Below are 9,633 nucleotides of genomic sequence, written 5' to 3'. Positions count from 1 at the left end.
TTCACTGACTGACCTCAATACCTGTTGGGCAGCTTGAGAATGCAATACCTGGAAATGCTTATGGCTTTTATACTCTTTTTCTAGGTCATACTTGCCAATTAAATACCGTCGCTTGAACCACAATTGCCGCGCATAATATATACCGCAGTTCGTTAATTTGTTTGCCTCAGAACAGATAAAATCTAAAATAGCCGTTTCCTCATAATCTGGCTTTAATAATACCTGCTGACATCCATACAAATGGCATCACCTCCTAGCTTATATTATACTTAATATTAAGCCAATATCCAACCAAAATAGCCGAATTAATTCGGCTATTTAAGGAATCCTCGGTTTCATCCTTCGGATGAATCACGAGGGCTTTCACCTTCGCCCTTCTGTAATTGAGCCAAGCGTTCTTTGTAAATATTGATCGTCATCTGTTCATCATCACGCTTAGCCAGCGAGCGGCTGATTTTACCTACAACTAGGGGTTTAGATATACCGGGTTCTGGGTGGATCACGGTGCGGGCGCGAATAGTCAGTTGGTTATTTTCTCCACCCAAACGCCCATAAGAATACAAATCACTGGCGGCTTGGCGCAGACTGGCTTCAAGTTGAGATTCGTTAATCGTTGTGGGTAAAGCGATGACGGTTTGGTTGCCTCCGTTGTCGTAGACTAAGGAAAAAGGCACAGCACCAGGAACCACTGTACGGGTAAACGGGACAATACTCAGCGCAAATAAGCCGCCTGTGAGAACCCCCATAAAGCCAGTAATCCCCACCAGCCGAAATCGGATGCCCCATTTAAAGATAAAACCTAGGATGCTAAGAACTCCGCAGACTAGGGTGAGAGTGCCTATCCATTGGGTATACGTGAGAAAGTCAGTCGTTGTTGGCATAGAAGATAAGGTGTGGCTACTTAATAAACACCAATGGCTACATCGTTGCAGTTTTGTTATCTCAAGAGTAGGAATAGATACACACCAGTATCAACGATTCCTACTTTCCGCTCCTCGGATAATTGACTTTCGCGTCCATTCTCGCACACTCTCTAGCTGAACAATTGCCTGATCGCGTTCCCGGTTATCTGGACAAGTCTCTAGTATAGTATCTAGCAGCCGTCCCCACAGGTACTCAACAGTGCCAATCTCTTCGAGTTGCGCTTGGGTGGGACTATCCCATCCAAATAAGCGATCGCGTATTGCCCTCGCTTCGGCAGATATATGCTCTTTGTCCACCTTATTCTCTCCTGAATCCCCTTACCATACCTGCACTTTTCCCTATTGCCCGATCCCCGTTCTCTTGAGTAATTGGTCGATTTTATAATTGGGGTTATCTCGCGATTCATCCCACGTCTCCGGAGCCGTAGGGCGTGGGGCTTACCCCGAATTCAGCTAATTTCCTGCCGAGCTTTCTGAGTCCAAGCCTCATTAACGAGTATTTTGCTATTAGATAGTTTGAAATCAAACGGATGAGGCGGTTCAGGGACACCTAGAACACCCGTTTGCCGGTGAGATTTAATTAAGTTAACAATCCAAGTACAAAAGTCTAAAATTTCCTCAGGTAATAGCGTTAGGTCAAAGTGCCAGCTTTGATTAATTCCTCGACAATCCCGTCCCCACAGCCTCGATTGAACGATACCTGCCCCTTTATTAATAGACACTCGCAAAATAAAGGGGCGTTCCGGGAGTAATTCATCAGGAGCTGTGTGAACATAGACACACAGATAATTCATGCGTTGCCGATCATCGATCCAAGATGCCATTGGCAGATTGCCCGTTGATGGATTGCGGGTTGTAATCTTCACTGGCACGTTCATCTTTGCGGCAAATTGATAATAAAACTCTTGCCTTAGCTGAGAAACCGTGCGTATAGCTTCAGGAGTCATGATTACTGCACAAGAGTGAACACTTAAAAACGTTTTTTGCGATAGCGAGAAAGCCGCCGCAGTTGCTTATGCCGAGCAATGGCTTTGCGCTTCCGTTTTTGAATCGGCGTTTCAAAGTGACGATGTTTCTTCATATCGGGAAAAATTCCCGCTTTGGAGACAGCTTGTTTAAATCGGCGGAGGGCTGACTCAATCCCTTCATGTTCACCGACAGTTACCTGTGCCATTTTATTTCCTCCTCAGCTTGAGTTTATTGCTTGATGCCTGACCACACCTAGCCGGAATGAATCAAGTGAAACCAGCACAAAAAGCTGATTTCACTCGATAGTGCAGCTTCTAGGAGACGTAGAGAAACGCCGCCATTAATGGGCTGATTACATCCGCATTATTCGGTTTTAGTAGCGTCGAGAGAATCCATCGCGATTGCCGCCGCCGCGACGACCACCACCGCCTTGACCCCGAGGTTCACGAGGTTTAGCTTTATTCACTTTCAAATCCCGACCCATCCATTCAGCGCCATCTAGAGCATCAATAGCAGCAGATTCTTCAGCTTCTGATTCCATTTCCACAAAACCAAAGCCCCGCATCCGACCTGTTTCTCGATCCGTGGGTAACTGAACCCGCTTCACCGTGCCGTATTCAGCAAAAATACTGGTAATGTCTTCCTCTGTAGCATCATAAGACAGGTTACCAATGTAAATTGACATAGAGTATCTCCAAAACCAATGAATGTAGAGACTTATGATTCGGAGACATGCCTGTCCGTAAATCAAAACAAACGATACAGCCGAATATAAACCTCGCTGATTATAATAACACCATTTATCCACTACCCTGCTGACATTCTCCCTAATCTACAACCTAAGCAACCCAGAGATGCTGGGCAAATCGCACGGCGAAGCTGACCAACACTAGAGTGAAGAATAGGAGTGTTGCCCATCCCCATCGCGGATAACGCGCCAGCAGCAGACCTAAGGCTATCGAAATTGATACAATGCCATAGGCATGGCGTTCAGCAGAAATGGTGCGACCTGGGCTTAAAATCACGGCTAAGCTACAAAATCCATAGGTGACGGCAACAGGTCTAAGCTTTGTTCGCTCTCGCACGAGTAAATAGCCACCTCCCCAAACCATAATCATATTAATTAGCGGATCTCCAGCTAAAAGCCACAGGAGAATGAAGAGGCTGTAAAAGCCATACCCTTGCTCCACACACAGCCGTTGCAGACGAGATCGCTTTCGCGGGGGTTGAAGAGTGCCTCGCCGTGTGAGATCACTTTGCGATCGCCACACTAAATAACCCAATGCGCAAATTGTGATAAAAAGCAAGGGATGCCACGGATCTTGAATCCAACCCCGATTCCAGTTGGCTGTCCCTGCTGAAATTTGCACCAGCATCTTCAACCATCCCTGTCCATAAAAAGCTTGTTCAGGTTGCCATGCCTGTTGCACCCTTAAAAAGGCTAGCATGTCCCCAAAACGAATTCCGCAGTAGAGGCTATAGAGTCCCATTCCTCCGGCGGTGGCTAAGCTAGGAAGGTAGGCGAAAGCCGATCTTTTCTCTCGCCAAGCCACCAGCAAAAACGCTGGGGATAGTGCAATTCCGGGTAATCGTGTCGCACTGGCTAAGGCTCCCCATAAAGCTGACCAACCATAGTGTTTACGGTCAAACGCTCGCAAAGCCGCCGTACTCCACAACAGAAATAGCCCCTCCGTATAGATTACCGTGCCAAATAGAGAAAAAGGACACCAAGCTAAAACCGCTGTTGTCCAGCGAGCAACATTCTGCCCATGACTCTCTTGAACCCAACCACACAGAAGGATTAGCGCACCCCAAAATGCCAGATTATTCACAACAGTCCCGGCTACATTAAAGGGCAATCCCCCACTCATCACCGCCCGAACCAGTAAGGGAAATAAAGGAAAAAACGCTACATTATGTCCCTGACCATCATTAGCATATTCATAACCTGAAGTGGCTATCATTTGATAGTGGTCACTATCCCAAGCGGAAAAGACATCCCAACTTACCGTCGGTTGAATGCCCCCAGGTGGCGCAGGTAATAAGGGAGCAATCACCAACATAGCGATAACAATGACAATTCGGCTGAGTAGCCACATCACCGTGGCAAAAGTAATACTATTCACGTAGATGCTTTTCTATGCCCTAATTCCTAGAACACCAATTCAGTCATTCAATCCTAGGCTACAAAATTTCTGAAAAACAGTAGCACAAGCTACCCCACCCTGCTTTTTATAACTTATGCCTTATCTAGATTCCTATAACTAATTCCCAGCTTTTAAGTCTCCCTGTATCCATCGGCGCATAATCAATGACTCTCAACTGCCAAATACCAACACTATCCTGATTCAGCAACGACTTGAGCGCCGGAGTATTTTCTATAGAATAGGTGTATTGGAGTTGAGTGTTAACACCCAATGTACGACTTTGTAGCAGCGCAGTCTTACCATTGGGTGATTTCAACTGCACTTCTAAATCTCCCAAAAACTCATGTTCAATGTCCACCGTCACCTGAATGTTTTGCACTGGGGCAGATTCTGTGATTTGAATCGTGCTAGTCACACCACGGGGATTATCATCAGGAATAGCTAAGTTTTTATCATTGCGTCGTTTGAGGATTTGGGCAACCTTAGCAGTTTGAACTCGTTGCTGTTGAGCCGCTTGTACCGCTTTAAAAGCATTGACCTTACCATAGCCAAACCATTGAGAATACCCATTCGTATCATAAGTCCCCAATCGCATACCAAGCTGGGGGTCAGCATCACGGTCTACAATTTTGTCGGCTGTATCTTGCAGGATACGTTTGACTTGTTTAGCCGTCAGATCAGGATTAGCCGAGAGAATTAGTGCCGCAACACCCGCAACAACTGGACAGGCGCTCGATGTGCCACCAAAACTGCCTACAAAGTCACCGATTTCATACCCCGCTGCTCCGAGTAAGTCGGTGGTAAAGACACCATTACCTGGGGTTGGGGCATTCACTTTGGGTGCCGTGCCAATAAAACCTGTTTTTTCAAACCACATTCCTGGCGGAGCATTGTTGCTAGGGGCGCAAACGGAGACATTGGTTCCCCAGTTACTGTATGCCGCTTTTTTGCTCAAGCTGGTGCAAGCCGAAACCGCAATCACATCTGGATGTACGGCGAAACCACTGAGCCAGTTTGTCGGTCCACGCAGTAATTCACTCGTCCAGCCGCGCTCAAAGATGGTGCCATTGATTGGGCGATTAGCATTTCCAGCAGCAAAAACGATTACACAGCCTTTCCCGCCTCGTCCCTCAGTCGCTGCGAGGGTTAGGGCAGCCCGTTGCCGTAGGGAGAGGGGGAAGTAAACCGTTGCGGCACCCCAGCTACAAGAAATAACGCTGGCGTCATTTTCAATTGCCCAGTTAAATAATTCTTCAATGCTAGTGTCATCCAGAAACCCACTAGTGCGAATGGGCATCAGCGCACATCCCGGTGCTACACCGACAATACCCTGACCATTTTCTTCGGCAACCGCAATCCCAGCACAAGCGGTACCATGACTTTCACCAGAACCACTGGGTAGAGGAATGAAGTCTTTGTCTTTAAAGTCTTTGGGCGCGACAATTTTTCCGGTGCCCTGAAAATCGGGATGGTTGACATCAATGGCATCATCAGCTATTGCAACGACAATGGAGCGATTTCCCCGGGTAATATCCCAGGCTTTTTCTACGTCGATATGAGAACCTGGGGCTAAGGTTGAACCGCCGGTGTGGTTTAGATACCACTGTTGAGGGTATAAGGAGTCTTGGGGATGGTAGCTCGGCTGTTTGGGGACTATGATATCGGGTTCTGCGGTTAAAACTTCGGGGAGTCTAATCAGTCGATTGGCTATTTTTAGCGGATTCTCTGGGGAATTGGGGGTGAGTTGAAAGACGAAGGTGTTGGGAATACCGACGAGCGATCGCACAGATTTTAAACCAAATTCAGTTTGAAGGGCTGAGATTGTTGCTTCATCGGTGTCTGGGTGAAATTGAATCGTGAGTTGATCGCCCAGGTAAATTAAGGTAGCCGGATTGTCCTTGAGCTGGTAGACATGACTAGCAAAAACAACATCTTCGCGATCGCGTGCGGCTTGCATCGCCTCATCCCTTTGTTCGGCGTTAACCGTAAATTCAGCAAGTTGGGTGTGAGGAATTTGGCGCTGATATTGGACACTGAAGACTTGCTCGAGTTGCTCTACGGGGATTTGGTTCTGGGGGCAAAGGGTGAAGCGATCGCGCACCTTGAGTAATGCCAGTTCTTCACCGCCCCGTTGCAGGACTAGACCCGGGCTTTCAGAGGGAACCGGAGTTGTTTGAGGAGAATCGTCTGGCACAGAATCAGAATGCGGGATCATAGTTTAGAATGGACTATCGTCAATCATACAAGATCAGTTATATGATGAATATTTTTTATCCTAGTCTCCAAAATGCTTAAGAAACCTTCAGGGTATTTTTTAAGTCTAGCTGGTTGAGACGGGGGGACTGCCTTGTACTCCAGTCATCGCGATCGCTGATGGTTAACTGTCACGGAACCTACTGCCAAAGCCTACAGCTATAATGTGGGCTTGTCGCCAATCTCACTAGGGACGGCAATTTCCTTGCCCCCAAGTCTGGCGATTGAAATGGGACTCCCCTTGCCGCATCTGGCGATGGTAAGATACCCGAAGGTTTCTGTGTTTGTCTCTAAAATACCTTCCCTATTTTTTACATGCTCTCTTCTGGAACGATTCATAGCCTTGGCTTTACCTGCCTTGTTGCCTTTCCCTTCACGACGAGTGTGGCGCTATTACTACCCGCCCACGCTCAAACTCAAGCGGCTGCGCTTCCAGAAGAGGTCAGCCAAATGCAGCCTGAGCCAGATGATCCCAGTAATCTACGACCTTTAACGCAGGAGGATAGTCTTCTGAGTTTACAGGGGGGCGTGCGCTTAATGACAGAGGCGAATCAAGCTGTTGAATCTCAAGACTATACGTTAGCCGCTCAAAAACTCCAGCAGGCGCGTCAGGTTTTTAACCAATTATCAAATTTCTATCAGCAGTTGGCTGAAAGTTTCTCGGGTATCGATAACCGGATTTTCAACGAGCATCGGCAAAACGCGCTGCAAACGGCAGAAATGCGGGATGAAGCCACCTATCAATTGGCGTTGGTGCATCGCGTCCAAAATCAACCGGAATTGGCGGTTCCCTTACTGATTCAGATCATTCGCTCTCAGAATCCCACCCGCGATTTGGGCAAAAAAGCCTACCAACAGCTTTTTGAATTGGGATTCGTCGGTTCTCCCTTTCCCCCCTCTGGCAATAGTGAACCGACATCATCGGCGACTCCAGAACGTTAAATTAATAGTGGAAAGTTGAAGAATAATGGAGTGGGTATGATTAGTCCAGAGCAAGTTGAGGCAATGATCAAAGCAGAACTTCCCGATGCTCAGGTACAGGTGCAAGACTTAACGGGCGGCGGTGATCATCTGCAAGCGATTGTTGTATCCTCCCAGTTTGAAGGCAAAAGCTTGGTCAAACAGCACCAGCTTGTTTATGGCGCTCTCCAACAAGCAATGGCAAGCGAAGCCATTCACGCTCTAGCGCTGAAAACCTACACCCCTGAATCTTGGCAAGCTACCAGTCAGGCTGTATAAACTCTCGCTACACTAGACCCATATAAAACTACACAAGACATTTCAGCAAAGCTATGACGCCAGCAGTTAAAGAACGGATTGACCAGCTCGTTAACCAAGAGAAAATCGTGGTGTTTATGAAAGGCACCAAACTGATGCCTCAATGCGGTTTTTCCAACAATGTCGTCCAAATCCTGAATACCTTAGGTGTTTCCTACGAAACGGTGAATGTTCTCGATGATCCGGAAGTGCGTCAAAGCATTAAGGAATATTCCAACTGGCCCACGATTCCGCAAGTTTACGTCAACGGCGAGTTCATTGGTGGCTCAGATGTGATGATCGAGCTTTATCAGAACGGCGAATTACAGCAAATGGTCGAAGTAGCACTGGCATCTTGACATTTTACACGTTTCAAGATAATTAGCACCAAATAAACCAAAAAGCCTGCTTAAGCAGGCTTTTTCAGTCTATGCTGAAAAGCAGGGCGAGCCGGGAAGCTCTCGTTTCCAGATCTCAAAAGGGAATACCTCTGTTGAGGCTCTGCTTCCCTTGAATTGCTGGAAACGAGAATTGGTAAGCGTCGTGGCTTAAGTTGCCACGGATGAAGGCTTGCGCCCACACCTAAGTACCTTATTTATTTTTAATAGTAATCCGTTTCAGGTTCTGGTAAGGGTACGGCTTCAAAGTTCGAGGGATCGCGCAGATAACGAACAGCATCTTCCTCCAAGCGATGAATTAAATAAACTTCAATAGCGTTACTATGTCGAAGAGCATCAAGATAGCCATCAATATACAACCGTAGGTCATCAAAGCGATATCCCCGGTTCCACATAAAAACTAGAGCATCTGTAAGTTGCTGATAGTAACGTATGGTTCGAGTGTCCTGAAGCATAGTCTAAAGCGGTGTGAATTCGGTATTTTAGCTTTAGAGTTGCTAAGTGTCAATTCCTCCAAATTGATCGCTAGCAACTCTAGCCAGCCCTTACTACTATTGTGCCTTATGTCAGTGGGTAATGTGGTCTTCTGATTGACAGAATTCAATGATTCCCATCGTAAATCAGGATAAATTTTCCTACCACAAAAAAGCTTTTGAGTCAATCCACTAAATGATTTTCCAGGGCAAAACGCACAATTTCGGCTCGGTTGCTAGTTTCTGTTTTTCTCAGGAGAGAGCTAACGTATTTTTCAATCGTCCGAGGACTCAGGTGTAGCTGGCTACCAATTTCGCTATTCGATAACCCTGTGGTCAGTAATTCTAGAACCTGTTGTTCCCGCTGAGTCAGATGTAGTACATTGGGCGGGGAAGTGAGGGAGGCGATCGCACGGGGAGTTGATTCGGATTTGGGCATAGCCTCCTGAATCTGTGTCGGTGGGGGTGATTGTCCTATCTCAGTGGAAGAGAATCGCAATTCGGCTTGCATCATCTGAGAACGTTCCAGCAAATTGCGAATTACGGCACTCAATTCCTTCATTTCAAAGGGTTTGGGCAAATACAGATCGCATCCTAACTGATAACCCTTAATCCGCTCCTCAGTACTACTGCGCTCAGTTAAAAAAACCACAGGTAACAAGCGGAAAGCTGGTCGTTTCCGAACTTGTTGCACAAGTTCATAGCCATTCAATTTCGGCATATTGATATCGGTCACGATTAAGTGAGGATGATACTTATCAATCAGAGACAGAGCCTCTTGACCATCCTCTGCCGTTACAACTGAATAGCCTGACATTTCCAGGTAATCGCTCACAGAAAGACGAGTACCTAGGTTGTCATCTACAACCAGGATTATCAATGGCATGGGAGTAACTGCAATACAAGCTTATATAATAGTTGAGACATCTAGCGACTACAAGTCACTTCCTATTGACCAAACTCAACCCTAGCTTGCTCGACAATTTCTACTGTAACGACACCCAAATCAGCCTCACGAGCTAAATGCTCAATCCGTTGTCGAGCTTGAGTACGTACAAAATAAGGTATTTTTTTGAGTTTCGCTTTAGCTTCAGGTGTCCAATCTAAGGTATCTGTAAAATCAGCGCTGTTCATAAGTTCAAGGAAAGCGGGAGACTTTTCTCATTCCGCTTCGATCTTAACCCAGAGAAGTAGGGGGAGCAGGGGAATCTGG

At 46.7% G+C, this 9,633-nt stretch carries 13 protein-coding genes and 1 pseudogene; 3 read left to right on the top strand and 11 right to left on the bottom strand.

What is annotated here, in order from left to right; genetic code table 11:
- The 8 genes and pseudogenes from RID09_RS17740 to RID09_RS17705 all read right to left on the bottom strand — a co-directional run.
- Positions 1–240: pseudogene (locus RID09_RS17740) on the bottom strand (RNA-guided endonuclease TnpB family protein); the annotation flags it as partial.
- A 95-nt stretch (positions 241–335) separates the two neighbouring features.
- Positions 336–881, bottom strand: coding sequence for a DUF2518 family protein (locus tag RID09_RS17735; RefSeq protein WP_446337251.1), 546 nt, complete (start codon positions 879–881; stop codon positions 336–338).
- Between the two features lie 90 nt (positions 882–971).
- The gene (locus tag RID09_RS17730) at positions 972–1,220 is read right to left on the bottom strand and encodes a hypothetical protein (protein WP_446337250.1); all 249 of its coding nucleotides are present in this window, start codon (positions 1,218–1,220) and stop codon (positions 972–974) included.
- Positions 1,221–1,372: 152 nt separating this feature from the next.
- The gene (locus tag RID09_RS17725; protein ID WP_446337249.1) at positions 1,373–1,870 is read right to left on the bottom strand and encodes a hypothetical protein; all 498 of its coding nucleotides are present in this window, start codon (positions 1,868–1,870) and stop codon (positions 1,373–1,375) included.
- 23 nt (positions 1,871–1,893) lie between these two features.
- Positions 1,894–2,097 (bottom strand): 30S ribosomal protein S21, encoded by a 204-nt coding sequence (rpsU, locus tag RID09_RS17720; RefSeq protein ID WP_006099092.1) that lies wholly within the window; start codon positions 2,095–2,097, stop codon positions 1,894–1,896.
- A 168-nt stretch (positions 2,098–2,265) separates the two neighbouring features.
- Positions 2,266–2,577, bottom strand: coding sequence for an RNA recognition motif domain-containing protein (locus RID09_RS17715; protein ID WP_446337248.1), 312 nt, complete (start codon positions 2,575–2,577; stop codon positions 2,266–2,268).
- Between the two features lie 154 nt (positions 2,578–2,731).
- Positions 2,732–4,018 (bottom strand): mannosyltransferase family protein, encoded by a 1,287-nt coding sequence (locus tag RID09_RS17710; RefSeq protein WP_446337247.1) that lies wholly within the window; start codon positions 4,016–4,018, stop codon positions 2,732–2,734.
- A 124-nt stretch (positions 4,019–4,142) separates the two neighbouring features.
- On the bottom strand, positions 4,143–6,254 hold the full coding sequence (locus tag RID09_RS17705; RefSeq protein ID WP_446337246.1) for a S8 family serine peptidase: 2,112 nt from the start codon (positions 6,252–6,254) through the stop codon (positions 4,143–4,145).
- A 353-nt stretch (positions 6,255–6,607) separates the two neighbouring features.
- On the opposite strand from RID09_RS17705, the gene RID09_RS17700 reads away from it, so the two are divergent.
- Genes RID09_RS17700 through grxD form a run of 3 tightly spaced genes read left to right on the top strand, consistent with a single transcriptional unit; the run spans position 6,608 to position 7,908 of the window.
- Positions 6,608–7,234: a hypothetical protein gene (locus RID09_RS17700; protein WP_446337245.1), complete on the top strand. Its 627-nt coding sequence runs from the start codon at positions 6,608–6,610 to the stop codon at positions 7,232–7,234.
- 36 nt (positions 7,235–7,270) lie between these two features.
- Entirely contained in the window at positions 7,271–7,531 is a 261-nt protein-coding gene (locus RID09_RS17695) for a BolA family protein (protein WP_446337256.1), read from the top strand.
- Between the two features lie 53 nt (positions 7,532–7,584).
- Positions 7,585–7,908, top strand: coding sequence for a Grx4 family monothiol glutaredoxin (gene grxD / locus RID09_RS17690; RefSeq protein ID WP_446337244.1), 324 nt, complete (start codon positions 7,585–7,587; stop codon positions 7,906–7,908).
- A gap of 242 nt (positions 7,909–8,150) precedes the next feature.
- On the opposite strand, the gene RID09_RS17685 is transcribed toward grxD, so the two are convergent.
- The 3 genes from RID09_RS17685 to RID09_RS17675 form a co-directional block, all read right to left on the bottom strand.
- Positions 8,151–8,402 carry a DUF6761 family protein gene (locus RID09_RS17685; RefSeq protein ID WP_446337243.1) on the bottom strand — a complete coding sequence of 84 codons (252 nt, stop codon included), beginning with the start codon at positions 8,400–8,402 and terminating at the stop codon, positions 8,151–8,153.
- Between the two features lie 202 nt (positions 8,403–8,604).
- Positions 8,605–9,306 carry a response regulator transcription factor gene (locus tag RID09_RS17680; RefSeq protein WP_446337242.1) on the bottom strand — a complete coding sequence of 234 codons (702 nt, stop codon included), beginning with the start codon at positions 9,304–9,306 and terminating at the stop codon, positions 8,605–8,607.
- A 62-nt stretch (positions 9,307–9,368) separates the two neighbouring features.
- Positions 9,369–9,554 (bottom strand): PCP reductase family protein, encoded by a 186-nt coding sequence (locus RID09_RS17675; RefSeq protein WP_446337241.1) that lies wholly within the window; start codon positions 9,552–9,554, stop codon positions 9,369–9,371.
- Between the last annotated feature and the right edge of the window lie 79 nt (positions 9,555–9,633).

Origin of the sequence: Coleofasciculus sp. G1-WW12-02 (assembly GCF_040219735.1) — a bacterium.
Lineage (GTDB): Bacteria > Cyanobacteriota > Cyanobacteriia > Cyanobacteriales > Coleofasciculaceae > Coleofasciculus.
This window is presented reverse-complemented; position numbering and strand designations above follow the sequence as displayed.